Source organism: Natrinema pellirubrum DSM 15624 (assembly GCF_000230735.2).
Taxonomy (GTDB): Archaea; Halobacteriota; Halobacteria; order Halobacteriales; family Natrialbaceae; genus Natrinema; species Natrinema pellirubrum.
Window position 1 is genome coordinate 417871 of the sequence record NC_019962.1, and the last position, 14151, is coordinate 432021.

General features: G+C 67.2%; 12 protein-coding genes and 1 pseudogene. 4 read left to right on the forward strand and 9 right to left on the reverse strand.

What is annotated here, in order from left to right; translation table 11 throughout:
* Positions 1-30 precede the first annotated feature (30 nt).
* From NATPE_RS02075 to NATPE_RS02090, 4 genes and pseudogenes are all read right to left on the reverse strand, one after another.
* A pseudogene (locus NATPE_RS02075) lies at positions 31-1203 on the reverse strand (thiamine pyrophosphate-dependent dehydrogenase E1 component subunit alpha).
* A 91-nt stretch (positions 1204-1294) separates the two neighbouring features.
* Positions 1295-2350: a hypothetical protein gene (locus NATPE_RS02080; RefSeq protein ID WP_006180245.1), complete on the reverse strand. Its 1056-nt coding sequence runs from the start codon at positions 2348-2350 to the stop codon at positions 1295-1297.
* 84 nt (positions 2351-2434) lie between these two features.
* Positions 2435-3523, reverse strand: a complete 1089-nt coding sequence (gene ygfZ, locus NATPE_RS02085) for a CAF17-like 4Fe-4S cluster assembly/insertion protein YgfZ (RefSeq protein WP_006180243.1) — start codon at positions 3521-3523, stop codon at positions 2435-2437.
* 39 nt (positions 3524-3562) lie between these two features.
* A complete protein-coding gene (locus NATPE_RS02090) occupies positions 3563-3859 on the reverse strand; it encodes a DUF6432 family protein (protein ID WP_006180242.1) in 297 nt (98 codons plus the stop codon).
* A gap of 201 nt (positions 3860-4060) precedes the next feature.
* Here NATPE_RS02090 and NATPE_RS02095 point away from each other — a divergent pair, with 201 nt between their 5' ends.
* The 3 genes from NATPE_RS02095 (at position 4061) to NATPE_RS02105 (ending at position 6165) form a co-directional block, all read left to right on the forward strand.
* Positions 4061-5071, forward strand: a complete 1011-nt coding sequence (locus NATPE_RS02095) for a DUF7093 family protein (RefSeq protein WP_006180241.1) — start codon at positions 4061-4063, stop codon at positions 5069-5071.
* Between the two features lie 151 nt (positions 5072-5222).
* Positions 5223-5609: a DUF5611 family protein gene (locus NATPE_RS02100; RefSeq protein ID WP_006180240.1), complete on the forward strand. Its 387-nt coding sequence runs from the start codon at positions 5223-5225 to the stop codon at positions 5607-5609.
* 370 nt (positions 5610-5979) lie between these two features.
* Complete coding sequence (locus NATPE_RS02105; RefSeq protein WP_006180239.1) at positions 5980-6165, forward strand: hypothetical protein; 186 nt, start codon at positions 5980-5982, stop codon at positions 6163-6165.
* Here the strand turns inward: NATPE_RS02105 and NATPE_RS02110 are convergent, their stop codons facing one another.
* Entirely contained in the window at positions 6166-7497 is a 1332-nt protein-coding gene (locus NATPE_RS02110) for a dicarboxylate/amino acid:cation symporter (RefSeq protein WP_006180238.1), read from the reverse strand. It lies immediately after the preceding gene.
* Between the two features lie 101 nt (positions 7498-7598).
* Positions 7599-9086, reverse strand: a complete 1488-nt coding sequence (locus NATPE_RS02115; RefSeq protein ID WP_006180237.1) for a heme-binding protein — start codon at positions 9084-9086, stop codon at positions 7599-7601.
* A 157-nt stretch (positions 9087-9243) separates the two neighbouring features.
* On the opposite strand from NATPE_RS02115, the gene NATPE_RS02120 reads away from it, so the two are divergent.
* Complete coding sequence (locus tag NATPE_RS02120; RefSeq protein ID WP_006180236.1) at positions 9244-9768, forward strand: PadR family transcriptional regulator; 525 nt, start codon at positions 9244-9246, stop codon at positions 9766-9768.
* Between the two features lie 24 nt (positions 9769-9792).
* Here NATPE_RS02120 and NATPE_RS02125 read toward each other — a convergent pair whose 3' ends face one another.
* The 3 genes from NATPE_RS02125 to pyrH are packed head-to-tail and all read right to left on the reverse strand — an operon-like array spanning position 9793 to position 14113.
* Positions 9793-11634, reverse strand: coding sequence for a site-2 protease family protein (locus tag NATPE_RS02125; RefSeq protein WP_006180235.1), 1842 nt, complete (start codon positions 11632-11634; stop codon positions 9793-9795).
* A gap of 44 nt (positions 11635-11678) precedes the next feature.
* Positions 11679-13391, reverse strand: a complete 1713-nt coding sequence (lysS, locus tag NATPE_RS02130) for a lysine--tRNA ligase (protein ID WP_006180234.1) — start codon at positions 13389-13391, stop codon at positions 11679-11681.
* On the reverse strand, positions 13388-14113 hold the full coding sequence (gene pyrH, locus NATPE_RS02135) for a UMP kinase (protein WP_006180232.1): 726 nt from the start codon (positions 14111-14113) through the stop codon (positions 13388-13390). The genes lysS and pyrH overlap by 4 nt, the downstream gene beginning before the upstream one ends.
* Between the last annotated feature and the right edge of the window lie 38 nt (positions 14114-14151).

Consider the following 14151-nt stretch of genomic DNA (forward strand, 5'->3'; position numbering starts at 1 on the left):
ACTGCGGCCTTTATACGCTGTTCCAGAGGTTCACTCGTCTTCGAGTAACGCATCGTCGCCGTGGCGCTCCCGCAGGTCGGCGAGGTAGTCGCGCTGGGCCTCGAGTCGCGGCGTCGGCTCCGCGTAGGCGTACTCGAACATATCGCCGGGATCGCCCGCCACGTCTTCGGCGCGGTCGACCAGCGTGGCCAGCGTCTCCTCGATCTCGCTCTCGATCGCCTCGATCCGGTCGTCGTCGAGGACGCCCGCGTCCCGCAGGTAGGCTTCGAACCGGTCGATCGGATCCTTCTCGCGCCATTCCTCGACTTCTTCCTCGTCCCGGTAGACGTCGGGATCGTCGGCCGTCGTGTGCGCGCCGTAGCGGTACTGGACCGCCTCGATCAGCGTCGGTCGTAATCGCTCGTCGCTGGACTCGAGGGCTTTTTCCCGGGCGGCCTTCGTGACGACGTAGGTCGCGAGCGGGTCCATCCCGTCGACCTGGACGCCCGCGAAGCCGTAGGCGGTGGCCTTCTGTGCGATGGTCGCGCTCGCGGTCTGGCGCTCCCGTGGGACCGAGATCGCCCACTGGTTGTTGTTACAGAAAAAGACCGTCGGCGTGTCGAAGACAGCGTGGGACTACGTCCCACGAGCAGTCGGGCCACGCCCGACGACGCCGGCGAAGTTCAGCGCCTCGTGGAAGTCCCCCTCGGAGGTCGAGCCGTCGCCGAAGTGGGCGACGCCGACGCGCTCGTCGCCGTTCAGCTTCGCGGCCCACGACCAGCCGACGATGTGGGGAAGGTGGGCGGCGATCGAGATGTCCAGCGGTAGGACGTCGATCTCGGCCAGCGCGGCGTTGCCGTCCTCGTGGCCCATCCAGTACAGCAGGTACTCCCATGGCAGACCCCGAACGACCAGCGCCCCGTGTTCCCGGTACTGAAAGGAGAGCATGTCGTCGTCGGCCAGCGCGTAGGTCGACCCGATCTGGGAGCCCTCCTGACCGGCCAGCGAGGAGTAGGTCCCCAGCCGGCCCTGCCGCTGGAGGCTGATCATCCGCTCGTCGAACCGGCGGGAAAACCGCATGTCCCGGTACATCGACCGCAGCGTCTCGGCCGCGAGGTCCGGCTCGAGTTCGGGCGCGACGACGGTGCCGTCCGGGTCGAGTACGCGGATCCGGTCGTCAGGCTCCCGGTCCAGCAGGTCTCGCTCGAGGGCGTCTCCCGACATGGCTCGACCGTTGATGCCGGAGCATATAAGACTCACTCCGGGGGTCGCCCCTCGAGCCCCGCTCGAGGGGCGCGGGGGCCACCAGCGGCCGTCACTCGTCGACCGTCACGACGCCCTCACCGGCGGCGACGGTCACCCGCCGATCGGCGTCGACGGTCAGCGTGGCGTGGGCCGACTCGAGGCTCGCCGGCCGGTCGAACCGCGCGAGGACCGTTCGGGCGGTGATGTCGTCGGTTCTCTCGCACGGCAGACGGTGGCACCCGAACGCGTGGACGCCGTTCCTCGTCGTCTCGACCCGCTTGAGATGCGGTCGCACCGTCCCGGATCCCCACCCAGTCTGGACGACGAGGACGGCCTCGGACGCGGGGTCCGTGCCCGCGAGCAGCTCGTCGACTGCCGAGCCCTCGCGACGCCGCACCCGCTCGAGACCGTCGGTATCGGTCAACAGCGCCGCGTAGAACTGCGACCCGGAGTCGTCGTGGTGCCCGGTGAGGCCCTCGTCCCGGCGGACCGCTCCCGTCGTCGACACCTGTTCGAACGACAACGAGGGAGCGGTCGGCATGGCCTCGCACAGCCAGAGCGGCTCGCGACCGCCGTCGGGGCCGCAGCCGGGATCGATGATCTCGTAGGGTGGCTCGTCGACTCGCGGGAGGTCGTCGTCCCCGGTGTTCTCGATCGGGGTGAAGCGGATCTCGAGCCCCTCCTCGGCCGTGTACGTGACGTCTACGTACCCCTCCCGTCCGCCAGGGATCGGTTCGACGTCGAACGCGAGCGTCTCGGTCGCGGTCGTTCCGTCCACGGTGACCTCGATCGTCCGCGATTCCCCGGGGCCGGCGATCGCCGGAATTCTCGTCGTTCCGTTCGCCGGGACGTCCCGCTCGTCATCCGCGACGACGGTGCCGGTCTCGTCCCGAACCGTTACCGCGAAGACCCGTGCCGTCGCGGCATCGTTGTGCAGTCGGCCGTCGATCGAACGGTCCTCGGCGTCGCCGGCCGGCTCCCCGGGATCGCGGTTCCGGTCCGATTCGTCGTCGTTCTCGTCGGCCTCTCCGGTCCCGTCGTCGCCGCTCGAGAGACAGCCCGCGACGACCGTTCCGAGGGCCGAGCCGCTCGCGGCTCGGAGCGTCCGTCTGCGACTCCAGTCCATACGGGGACCCACGGTGACGACTATCGAATACTTTCGGCTGGCTAAAACGACCGTTTCACCAGCACGTCTCGTTCTCGATCGCCCCTAGTATTCCGGCAGCCGCGCCGACCGGTCCGATCCCTCGACGAATGGCAGTTCGGTCCGCGTTGCGGCGACCTCCTCGCCATCGATTCGGACCGTCAGGTCGTCGCTCTCGAGGCCGTAGTCGACGACGGCGAGTGCGATGATCTCCTCGAGCATCGGGCTCTCGCCCGCGCGGGTCACCTCGCCGACCGAGGCGTCGCCGTCGAAGACGGCCGCGCCGCCCTCGGGGACGGTCTCGCCCTCGAGCGTCAGTCCGACGAGCCGCCGACTCGGCTGGCCACGGTTCTCGACGCGGGAGACGACTTCTTGACCGACGTAACAGCCCTTCTCGAAGTCCAAGGCGTTTCGGAGGCCGAGGACGTTCGGCAGCTCCCCCTCGAGTTCGGTGTGGAACAGGGGGGTCCCGGCCTCGAGCGCGAGGCTCTCGAAGGTCCGGTAGCCGAAGGGGGCGGCGTTGAGGCCGTGGTTGAGCAGCGTGTCGTAGACCGCTTCGGCGTCGTCGGCCGCACAGATCACGTCGAAACTCTCCTCGCCGGTCAGCGCGTCGGTCCGGACAACTGTGACCCCTTCGTCGCCCATCGTCCCGCGGACGAACGAAAGCGGGCGATCGGGCGAGGCGGCCCCGTTGAGAACGCTGGCGATCTTCTCGGTCGCTTGCGGACCGTGGATGCCGAAGATCCCGTAATCGTCGGTCGCGACCCGGATCTCGACGTCCTGAATGAACACCTTCTCCGACCACTCCTCGGCCAGCGGTTCGGCGGTTTCGGGCTGGGTGAAAAGCAGCAGTCGCTCGCCCGCGTTGTAGACGTAGAGTTCGACCTCGATCCCGCCCTGTGGGTCGAGGACGAGCGCGTAACAGCCCTCGCCGTCCTCGGCGGGGACCCGGTTCGAGACCACGTTGTCGACGTATTCGACGCGATCGTCGCCCTCCACGACGATCACGCCGTAGGCCGGTTCGAACAGTCCGACGCCGTTGCGGACCGCGCGATGGGTTCGTTCGGGACGCCCGAAGTGGTCGACGATCGTCCGGTCGGCGCGCTCCCCGAACGTGGCCCCGTGATCCTCGTGGATGGACTCGATGACGCTCATGGATACTCCCTGGGGCCTGACCGTATCAGGCGTTTCGATTCAAAAAGGCAGCCGGTCGCGAAGCCACTCGCCGAACGACTCGTCGTCGTCCTCGTCGGTCGGCTCGTCGGGAACGACGCGGTCGGCGGGTTTGATCACCGTCTCCGAGCCCGAGTCGACGGCGATCAGGTCGTCCTCTTTGAGCGTCGCCAGGGCGTCCTCGAGTTCGTCGATGTCGACCTCGACGGCCGCCCGGAGTTCGAAGACCGTCATTCCGTCCTCGGCGCGGTCGACCAAGGCGTCGAGTACCGCCACCTCCGTCCTCTCCCGGTTCCGGTACTCCCGCTTTGCTCTCATCCGTGTGTCCATTCGACGACCCGGGATTTGACGTTTGTCGTTCCGACAGCGACGAACGCCGCCGCCGAACCCGCCTCCTCGAGCCACGACTCGAGGTACGGTCCGACTCGCCTGTCCGCCGATCTGCACTCAACGCGTTGTCACGACCGAAAATCCGCTTAGCAGTACGTTTTTTATGGGACCGGTCGGTACGGTGGGACAATGGTCCTGCGATGTTCGCTGCTCGGACACGACTTCGGCGAGACCGAGGTCGAACGCGAGCGCGAAGAACGGGGCAGCGAGGTCGTCGTAACCGTCCAGGAGTACGAGGAGTGTGCCCGCTGTGGCGAGCGCAACGTCATCAGCGAGAACACCGAAGTAACGAGCCTCTCCGCCGGGACGGACGCCGACTCTCCCCCCGCCGAGCCCGATACCGAACCGCCCGAACCAGCACTCGCGTCCGACTCCGATCCGATCGACGGCGAGGAGGACGCCGAGTTCATCGATGCCGACGAACCCGCGACGGCGGCCGCCGGCCCCGCAACCGCCGATCCGGCCGACACGGACGACGCCGACCAGACTGCGGCCGACCCGGCCGCCCCTGACCTCGAGGCGGCCGAGCCCGACCCGGCCGGAGTCGACGACGAGATCGATCTCCCGACCGACGAGAACGGCAATCCGGTCACCGACGACGGCGAGATCCTCGAGGACGACGACGAACCGGTCGCCGATCCCGACCGTGACCGCGAACGCGGCGAGTGGCCCGACTCCGACGACGTCGGTCCGCCGGCGGACGAGACGAACGAACCGACCGACTGGCCCGACGACGGCCCTGCAGGTGCCGACGACGCGGCCGACGCCGGTGCCGAGGTCGATCCGGCCGCGATCGAGGACGACGCCGTCCTCCTCGACGACGAGCCGGACGACCCCGTCGGCGGTGCTGACGCCGCCGAGGCCGCTGCCGACGCCCGCTCCGTGACTGCCGAGCCGCCGACGCAGGACGCGACCGAGGCTGCCGCCGACGTCGCGTCGGAATCGGGGACCGGCATCGAGCGAGCCGAGTCGGTCCCGACGCCCGCCGAGGGCGACAGCGGTCCCGGCGAGGACGTGCCGACCGAGTTCTACTGCCCCCGGTGTGAGTACATCGCTGCCGGCGATCGGGGCTCGTTGCGGGCCGGCGACATCTGTCCCGACTGCCGGAAGGGATATCTCAGCGAACGCGAGCGGCGTTGATACGGACCGGGATCCCGATTTCGCGGTGCAACCGCGACGGTCACGGGTCCCGTGTCCGTGATACCGCCGTTCGAGCGATCCCTGACAGGTCAGCGGATCGAATCGTTGGCTATGAAAAGAGGTAAACGCGCCGCCGTGTTTCTCCCAATCCATGAAGGAGTACAAGATGCGTCGCGGTGAATATCTCGAGGAGCGCATTCCGGATATGGAGTCGACGGTCGAGGACTACTTCGGCCCGATCACCGGCACCGAGGAGTACAAGGGCAGCGACCTCTACCTCATCGACGAGCCGGACAACCCGGTCTTCGAGAAGATCGTCGTCGGTGCTGTCGAGTACTCCGGCAAGAAGGACAAACTCGGCGTCGAGTTCAACGAGCGCGACCCCACCGAACTCGGCCCCGACGAACTCGAGGCCGCGGCCGACGCCGTCGACATCAAGAACGACTTCCTGCTCGAGGCGACCGGCCGTGACGCCAAGGCACGACGCGACTCGATGAAGCGGAAAGTCGAGGACGACCCGGATCACGATTTCGATTAACGACGACCTTTTGCGCTGCGGTCTATCGCGCTGGCGGCAGCGTAGCTGCCGCCCAGCGCACCGTCCCTCGGCAAAAGGTCGATCAAAAACACTCCTCCCTCCGTTTCGGGGCGCGCTGCGCCCCTCCACATCGGTCGTCGGTCCGCTCGCTCAGCCCGTCTCGCGGCCGTCGGCCGCTCGACTGTCCGCGGCGCGAAGCGCCGCGCACGGCTTCGCTCGCGGTCGGATCGGGTGGTGGCCTGCCCTCCCCCGAGTCGGGCGACTCACCGCGGGTGCGGTGAGCCGCCCTCCCGGCCATGGCACTGCTCTTCTCGTGGGGCCGTCCACCGGCTTCGTAACGGCTTTGATCGCCGCGTCGAAGTACTCAGTAATGGAACTACAGGCGTTTCTCGCGGCGACGCTGGTCGCTCACGTCGGCTTCGCGATCTTCGTGACCGCCCACGGCCACCTGACCGGCCGTGATCCCGGCAAGTGGCCGTTCGTGACGCTGGCGTTCGGTCTGGCCGGAATCGCCGCCTACTTCTTCTACGACGAGTCGGCGGACTCGAGTCCCTGATCAGTCACCGGCTGCGACGCCGTCCTCGCCGTCGCCACTGGCTTGCGAGCCGTCGGCCCAGACCCCCTCAGTGAGGTCGATCCCGTCGGTCCACTTGCCGACGACCGACGCGACCGCGAGGTCGCCGGTGACGTTGTTCGTCGTCGCGATCCGGCCGAGGATCGGGTCGACCCCCGCGACGAAGCCGACGATCTCGAGGGGGAGTCCAACGGCGTTCAGAATAACGGTCAGCATGATGAGCCCGGCCCCGGGGACCCCGGCGGTGCCGATACTGATCAGGATCACGGTCGCGAGGACGATCAACTGATCGCCGAGGCCGAGCGACACGCCGACCATGTTCGCGGCGAAGACCACCGTGACGGCCTGTCTGATCGCCGCCCCGTCCATGTTGATCGTCGCCCCGAGCGGGAGGCCGAAGCCGTAGACCGACTCGTCGATGCGCAGGTTCCGTTCGGCGTCGGTGATCGTCACCGGCAGCGTCCCGCTCGAGGAACGGATCGTAAAGGCCGTCACCATCGCGTCTTTCGCGCCGTCGAGAAACGCGAGCGGTGACTGACCGAGGATACCGACGGTCATCACGCCCAGGTAGGTAACGGTCATGTGGATCGCGATGCCGATCGCGATGACGCCGACGAGCGCGCCCAGTTGCACGATCGCGCCCAGGCCTTCGGTCCCGATCGCGGTGGCCATGAGCGCGAAGACGCCGACGACGCCGTACTCCATGACGCCCCAGACGATCGTGAACAGCGCCTGTGTACCGGCGTCGATAAACCCGAAGAAGCCGTCGATCGCGTCCGCGATCGGCTCCTCGGTCGTCGACTCGCGGACGATCGTCAACGCCAACCCGAAGACGACGACGACGAAGATCGTCGCCAGAATCTCACCGTTGACCATCGCGGCCAGCGGATTCTCGGGGACGATACCGAGGACGACCTCGGAGACCGACGGCGGTTCGGCCTGCTGGGCCTCGCCACCGGTGAACTCCACGGCCGTTCCGGGATCGAACAGGTTCGCGACTGCCAGCCCGATCAGGGCCGCGATCGTCGTCGTCGCGGCATAGAGTGCGACGGTCAGTCCGCCGACCTTCCCGAGTTTCGACGGCGTCAGCTTGCGCATCCCGCCAAGCAGCGTAAAGACGATCAACGGGATGATCAGCATCTCGAGCAACCGCAAGAAGAGATCACCAAGCGGGCTGAGAACGGCAGCGCGTTCGCCGGCGATGGCCCCGAGTGCGGTCCCGAGGACGAACGCGACCGCAATACGGTAAATGATCGGAATCGAGCGATACTGCTCCCACGTTCGTCGTGGCAACGACTCCTGCGTCGTACTCATCGATCCGCCTTATGAACGGGACCGATCAACCCGTGTCGGTACCGGTGAGACTGTCCCACACCTATGACGGGCCGTCCTGGCGGAGACGACTGGGGTCCGTCTCAGGCCAGGAAGACGTGTCGCGGTCGGTCCGCGAGGACGTCCCGTCCGAACTCGACGGTCTCCGAGAAGGCGTCGCTCCGGAAGAACGTCATGGCGTCCTCCCGGGAGTCCCAGCGGCTGGCGATGAACATGTCGTTTTCGTCCTCGCGGTTGACAAGCAGGTCGGTCTTACGGTGGCCGTCCATGTCGGCGAGAACGCCACCGACGTCGTCGAAGGTTTCGACGAAGTCCCCGCGGTGGTCCGGTTTGACGGTGTAGAACATCCCCATCGTCCCCCACGAATCGTCCTCGTCGTCACCGGCCTGTCGGACGACTTCGGGTAACTCGGCGAGGAATCCGGCGGCCGTGTTCGCGGCCCGTTCGGTATCCCAGAGGCTGACGACGGCGGTTTCGCTGTCGGTATCCTGGGGCTCGTAGACCGCCGTCTTCACGTGGGTGTCGTAGTGGTCGAAGTTCTCCCGGTAGCCGTCGACCTCCGCGAACAGTTCGTCGGGGTCGGCCGCCGAGTAAAGGACGACCGCGTGGACGTCCTCGCCGTGGGGCTGGCCCGCGTAGATGCCCTCGTCCTCGAGTTCATCGCGGACACCGCCGCTCTCGTCGCCGTGGCCCGATCCCGAGTCGTCGCCGTGATGATGTCCGTCGGAGCCGCCGTGGTGTCCCTCGGCGTCACCGCCGGCGTGGGGATGGGACCCCTCGCCCTCGGCCGGCACGCGGTCGCCGGCGAGGAAGGCCCCGAGATCTTCCGGCGGGAACCGCCGTGCCGAGAGGAACCGCCCGAACTCGGCGAAGCGGGAACTCGAGGGGTCAAAGCGCATCTCGTAGAGCAGTTCCTTGACGTCGGTCGGGTCGTCACCGAACAGGGTCACACCCCACTCGAAGTCGTCGAGCCCGACGCTGCCGGTGATGATCTGGGTGACGCGGCCGGCGTAGTCCTTGCCGATCTCGCCGTGGTTCGCGAGGTAGTCCGCCCGCTCGTCGAAGGGCAGTTCGTACCAGTTGTGGTCCGGCCCGCGGCGCTTGCTCATCGGGTAGAAGCTCAGGAACTCGCTGTCGGGAATCTCGGGTTTGAGCCGGGACTCGATGTAGCGCTCGAGGCCGGCGTCTTCGACCTCGCTGTCCTCGTCGAAGTAGTCCTCGGACATGTAGCCCGAGACCTCCGTGACCGACACGTAGGAGTCGGCTCGCTCGGTGAACTCCGCGAGCGCAGTGTGTTCGAACTGCCGCTCGAGTGCGTCGATATCGCCGAGGGTGGGACGGAGATGGAGGACGAGCAGGTCGGCCTTGTGGCCGAGGACGGCGAACGTCGCCGAATCGCCCTCGTCGGCGTCGTCGACGGCCTCGCTGGCCTCGAGGTAGTCGATACCTTCCTCGATAGCCCGCTCACGTCGCCGCTCCGGGGCGGCTCGCCAGGCGTCCCAGTCGATCGACCGGAAATCGTGGAGAACGTACCAGCCTTCTTCGGTCTGTGGTGGTCGCCGTCGTTCCATAGTTGCGGGTTGGAACCGGGCGCTCAAGAAGGACCGGATTTCGGTTGACAGTTTCGGCCCCGACCGTCGCCGCCAGATCAACCGGTACCGAACCTGCACCGTCGGAACTCGGCGTGACCGAAACCCTTTAGCGCCGTCCGTTTTATCCCCGAGACACATGCGGAAAAGTGGCCCGCCGAAAGGACTCATCGCCTATCTCGTCCTCGAGCTTCTCGCGGAGAAACCACGGTACGGATACGAGATCTTGAAGGAGATCTGTGAGATCAGCGGCGGTCACTGGGAGCCATCCTACGGCTCGGTCTACCCCATCCTCTATAAGTTCGAGGACAAGGGCTGGGCCGAGCGCATCGAACGCGAGGACGAACCCGACCGAAAGTACTTCGAACTGACCGCCGAGGGTCGGGCGGAACTCGAGGAGCGGCGCGAAACGGGCGCGGAGAAGGCCCGTGACTTCGCGGACGTCATCCTTGGCTTTTTCCACGTCTATGCCGCCTTCTCGACGGACGACCGGTTCGACATTCCCCCAATGGAGGGTGAGTGGCACTTCGACGAGGCGTTCAGCCGCTGGGTCGTCGAACAGGTCGTCCGCCACTACGAACACTACTTCGATACCGAGTTCGAACGCCTCGAGGCGACGCCCGAGGAGTTCTACGAGCGCCACGGCGTCGAGTACGAGGAGTGACGTCGCGGGCCTGACGGTCGTTCGCTACCCCGAGACCAACTGCGGCCCGAACAGCAACAGGAGGAAGCTCACGAGCATCGTCACGCCGACCGTCGTCGTCACGACCCGGACCATCCCACGGGTCGCCTCGATCGGGAGCCGCGAGATGATCGCCTCGGTACTCGTCCGGAGGATGTGGCCACCGTCCAGCGGGAACGCCGGAATGCAGTTGAAAAAGCCAAGCTGGAGGTTGATCCAGCCGGTCCAGAACAGCAGATTCGCCAGCAGGAAGACGGTCCCGTCGCCGAACGCGCCGAGGAGCCCCTGTGCCTCGTAGAAGTTCTGAATCCCGCCGGTGAAGCCGGCGAAGTTGAACGGCAGCGCGCCGCTGACGCCCATCACCGGCAGCAGGATTGCGAGCCCCACTTTCCCGAGGAACGTGTCGGTAATCGGTCCGAACCGCGTGTCGCCATCGCCGCCGAGCAGCCCCAGGTACTCGTCGGCGGGATAGAGTTGGACCCCGATGTCGCTGACCGCCACGCCGGACGTTCCCTGGTACGGCTGAATGCCGAGGAACCCGCTGTCGGATCGCGGATGCTCGTCGAGGGTCACCTCGTAGCTTCCCCGTTCGTCACCGATGTAGCCCGCGACCGCGACCTCCTGTCCGGGCTCGGTGTCCTCGAGCAGGTCGGCCAACTCCGCGTAGCTGTGGACCCGTTCGCCGTCGAACCGGGTGATGACCATCGTCTCGTCGGTCGGTCCGGTCTCGGCCTCGAGGGGTTCGTCTTCGACGACCGAGACGGCGGCTCCGACGGCCACCGTACGCTCGATTCGGTCGCCGCCGTCGGCGGGGTCGATCGTCAGGTTCACGCGCTCGTTCTCGCCGACGGCGTCGAAGAAGCCGCGTTCGGTCGCGACCGTCTGCCCGTCGACGGCGCGGATCTCGTCGCCGGTCGAGAGGCCGGTCGGGCCGTCGTCGATCGCCGCGGTCACGAGCAGGGATCGGTCGACGGTCACCGTCTCCTCGCCGTTGAGTTCGACGGCCACCCGTTCGCCGCTGGTGGCCTCGAGACGGTCCGCGAGGTCGTCGTTGGTCTCGACGGCGGTGCCGTTGATCGCCGTGATGCGGTCGTTGGGTTCGATCCCGGCGTCGTCGGCGGGGGAGTCGGGTGCGACGCCGCCGACGGCGGCCCCGGAGGCGACGCCGATCGAGCCGACGACGGGGCCGAAAAGCAGGGCGAAGGCAAGCAGCGTGATCGCGAAGTTGTTCGTGACGCCGGCGGCGAACATCCGGGTCTGGCCGCCGCGGGAGGCAGACTTGCTGCTCTCCTGATCGGGCTCGACGAACGCGCCGACCGGCAGGACGGCAAGCATCGCGATCCCCATCGAGTCGATATCGATGTCCTCGACGCGACAGAGCAGCCCGTGGCCGCCCTCGTGGACGACGAGGCCGACGAGCAGCCCGAAGACGATCCCGGGCGTGGCAGACAGCGGCAGGAAGTCGTTGACGCCGGGAATCACGAGGACGTTACGCGGCTGTCGAACGGCGGATGTCGCCATCTCCGGCGTCGAGAGCGCGGTGATCGCCGCCTGCAGGAGGAACACGAACATCCCGATCATCACGACCAGCGCGATGCCGACGCCGAGGTTCGACCACGCCCGCCAGAACCGTTTGGGGCGAGCGAGGCGGTCGAGGAGGGCACGACCGCGTTTGGTATGGAGGGTGAGGATCGGTCCCTGTGTGCCGACGTAGTCCGGTAGCCGGCCCGCGTTTCGCAGGCCGACGATCGCGGCCCAGTAGCAGAGGAGACCGATCAGGGCCCACGTGAGGAGTTCGGAGCCGTATATTGCAGGGGGCGAGACGAAACCGAGGGAACCGTGATCCATCGGTACTACCTCGGGCGGGCGTTCTCAAATGGCTTTTGTCTGTCCTAGCGTTCCCGCCGGAGCCGCGCGACGACGAACTCCCGGTCGACCTTCGCGAGGAACGGGCCGAGTTTCGGCCCCTGGTCCTCGTCGAAGAACAGCCGGTACCCCGCCGCGAAGAAGTCGCCGACATCGACGTCGTGGCGCTTTGCGGTCTCGTAGATCTCGCCCTGGATCTCGTCGGGCTCGTGGCCCGCTTCGATGAAGTCGGCCAACTCCGCCAGCGCGTCCTCGGTCGCCGCGTCGAAGTCGTGATCCGGGATCGCCGTCCGTTTGAGTTCGTAGTCGAACTCGTTGCCGGTACGCCGTGCCCAGTTGCGGGCCTGTTCGACCCGATCCAGGGCGTCCTCGATCGCCCACTCGGGCGCATCGTCGGGAATGTGGCCTTCTTTGCGAGCGACGTCCTCGCGCAGGTCGGGATCGTCGAACATCCCGAGTACCGCGGCGAAGGTGTAGGGCAGCCGGATTCGCTCCTCGCGGGGCGCTTCGACAATGAAGGGGTAGACCCGCTCGGCGAATGCCCGCTCGTCCTCGTCGGCCTCGATCTCGCCGAAGTAGATCGCCTCGAGCCGGTCGAACTCGTCGACCAGCTGGTCGAGGTGTTCGATGCTGAAGTCGCGTGCCTTCACGGGATCCTTCACGAAGAAGTACCGCAGGACTTCGGGCTCGAGCAGTTCCAGGACGTCCGAGACGAGAATGACGTTGCCGGCCGAGGAGGAGAAGGGCTCGCCGTCGAGGGTAAACCACTCGTAGACCATCGGCACCGGGGGCTCGATCTCGAGGACGTTGCGGGCGACGTCTTGGCCACTCGGCCACGAGCCTTCGGCGTGGTCCTTTCCGAAGGGCTCGAAGTCGACGCCCAGCAGCTGCCACTGGCCGGGCCACTCGAAGCGCCACGGGAGCTTCCCCTCCCGCAGCGTGGCGGTACCCTCGTGGCCGCAGCCGTCGATCGTCTGGTCGCCGGCCTCCATGTCGGTACAGCGGTAGTCGACGGTCGGTTCGTCACCGGCCAGCTCGACGCTCGTCACCGTCTCGGTGACTTTCCCACACTCCTCGCAGATCGGGTTAAACGGGACGTAGTCGCCGTCTGCGTCGACTTTGTCCTGGTACTTCGAGAGGACCTCACTCGCCCGCTCGCGGTGTTCGAGGACGAACCGGGTCACGGCATCGAACTCGCCGGACTCGTACAGCTCGGTGTTCGAAACCAGTTCGATCGGCACGTCGAGTGCGTCGGCGCTGTCCTGGATGATCGTCGCGAAGTGGTCGCCGTAGGAGTCACAGCAGCCGAACGGATCCGGGATATCGGTGTAGGGCGCGCCGAGGTTCCGGCCGAGCGCGCCGGCGTCGACCTCGCCGAGATCGACGAGGTTCCCCTCGAGGTCACAGAGGGTCCGGGGCAGTCCCCGGAGCGGGTCGCGGTCGTCGGCGGTGAAGACCTGTCGGACCTCGTGGCCGCGGTCCCGAAGCACCTCGGCGACGAAGTACCCCCGCATGATCTCGTTGACGTTGCCCAGGTGAGGAACGCCCGAGGGCGAGATACCGCCCTTGACGACGATCGGCTCGTCGGGATCGCGCGCTTCGATGCGGTCCGCGACCGTGTCGGCCCAGAACGCGTGGCGTGTCTCGCTTGCCTCCTCACTCTGGAGCGTGTAGGGACTGATCGCGTCCGACGCCGCCGCGTCGCCGGTCTCCTCGTCGGCGTCGCCGTCGGCACTCATTGCTCGTCGGCCGCCCAGTAGGTCGGTTCCGCGCCGGCACCGTCGGGGACGATGTCGGTCCCCTCGTGATCGCCGTACCGAACGGCGCGGGCGATCCGGTCCGGATCGGTGCCGTCGAGGACGATCGTCCGCATCCCCGAGCGCTCGATGATCTTCGCCGCCAGCAGGTCCACGGGCGCGGAGGCGCCGGCGTTCATCTCGAGGCCGGCGATGGCGTCGACCAGTTCCGTCGCGGAGAGCCGATCGTGTTTGGTCGCGTCGTCGTCCTCGTTGGGGTCGGCGCTGTAGACGCCGGGGACGCTCGTGGCGTAGACCAGCAGGTCGGCGTCGATGTACTCAGCGAGGGCGGCCCCGACCGCGTCGGTCGTCTGGGCCGGTGCGACCCCGCCCATGATGCAGATGTCGTCCCGGCGCAGCGCCTCGCTTGCCTCCTCGTAGTCCAGTGCGGGCGCGGTCACCGACTCCTCGCTGAGCGCGGCGATGAGCAGCCGTGCGTTGAGTCGGGTAACGTCGATCCCGAGCTGGTCGAGTTCGATCTCGTTGGCCCCGAGGTCGCGAGCGGCTCCGATGTATTCGCGGGCGACGCCGCCACCCCCGACGACGGCCCCGATCCGACAGCCTTCGCTGATGAGATCCTCGATGACGGCGGCGTGCTCGGCCACCCGATCCGCGCCCGGCTCGGGGACGAGTACGCTCCCGCCGATGGAGACGACCACTTTCATACTACCCCGGTGTAGCGGAGTTGCTATCTTAAGGGTTG

Excerpts from the sequence above, each read along its gene's own strand:
- NATPE_RS02080 (WP_006180245.1), bottom strand. The coding sequence starts at position 2,350 with ATGGACTGGAGTCGCAGACGGACGCTCCGAGCCGCGAGCGGCTCGGCC.
- ygfZ (WP_006180243.1), bottom strand. The coding sequence starts at position 3,523 with ATGAGCGTCATCGAGTCCATCCACGAGGATCACGGGGCCACGTTCGGG.
- NATPE_RS02090 (WP_006180242.1), bottom strand. The coding sequence starts at position 3,859 with ATGAGAGCAAAGCGGGAGTACCGGAACCGGGAGAGGACGGAGGTGGCG.
- NATPE_RS02095 (WP_006180241.1), top strand. The coding sequence starts at position 4,061 with ATGGTCCTGCGATGTTCGCTGCTCGGACACGACTTCGGCGAGACCGAG.
- NATPE_RS02100 (WP_006180240.1), top strand. The coding sequence starts at position 5,223 with ATGAAGGAGTACAAGATGCGTCGCGGTGAATATCTCGAGGAGCGCATT.
- NATPE_RS02105 (WP_006180239.1), top strand. The coding sequence starts at position 5,980 with ATGGAACTACAGGCGTTTCTCGCGGCGACGCTGGTCGCTCACGTCGGC.
- NATPE_RS02110 (WP_006180238.1), bottom strand. The coding sequence starts at position 7,497 with ATGAGTACGACGCAGGAGTCGTTGCCACGACGAACGTGGGAGCAGTAT.
- NATPE_RS02115 (WP_006180237.1), bottom strand. The coding sequence starts at position 9,086 with ATGGAACGACGGCGACCACCACAGACCGAAGAAGGCTGGTACGTTCTC.
- NATPE_RS02120 (WP_006180236.1), top strand. The coding sequence starts at position 9,244 with ATGCGGAAAAGTGGCCCGCCGAAAGGACTCATCGCCTATCTCGTCCTC.
- NATPE_RS02125 (WP_006180235.1), bottom strand. The coding sequence starts at position 11,634 with ATGGATCACGGTTCCCTCGGTTTCGTCTCGCCCCCTGCAATATACGGC.
- lysS (WP_006180234.1), bottom strand. The coding sequence starts at position 13,391 with ATGAGTGCCGACGGCGACGCCGACGAGGAGACCGGCGACGCGGCGGCG.
- pyrH (WP_006180232.1), bottom strand. The coding sequence starts at position 14,113 with ATGAAAGTGGTCGTCTCCATCGGCGGGAGCGTACTCGTCCCCGAGCCG.